Here is a 259-nt window from a genome sequence, read left to right as displayed (position 1 = left end):
AAGTTGTAGGCGAGCGAGGCGACCAGACCGGTGATCACCCCGGTGGCCAGGCCATAGCGCGTGGCGGCGAGCATCACTGGCAGGAAATAGAGCAATGCCACGTTGGTGATCGGCGCGGCGGCAAACAGCAGGCGGCCCAGTGCCGTAACCAGCGCCGTGGCGCCCAGCGCCGGCACCAGGCCACGCACCAACGGCCCCCAGCCCCAAGCCCCGATCGGCGCGCGGTCCAACGCGATACGCGCCTGCGCGCCGTGCGCGA

General features: G+C 71.0%; 1 protein-coding gene. It reads right to left on the bottom strand.

What is annotated here, in order from left to right; genetic code table 11:
- A partial coding sequence (locus H926_RS33640; protein WP_043610517.1) for a DUF4118 domain-containing protein occupies window positions 1-259 on the bottom strand: 259 nt, incomplete at both ends.

It is taken from the genome of Novosphingobium sp. B-7 (assembly GCF_000410615.1).
In the GTDB taxonomy this organism is placed as follows: domain Bacteria; phylum Pseudomonadota; class Alphaproteobacteria; order Sphingomonadales; family Sphingomonadaceae; genus Novosphingobium; species Novosphingobium capsulatum.
The sequence above is the reverse complement of the archived record's forward strand: the minus strand, read 5'-3'. Positions and strand labels throughout refer to the sequence as shown.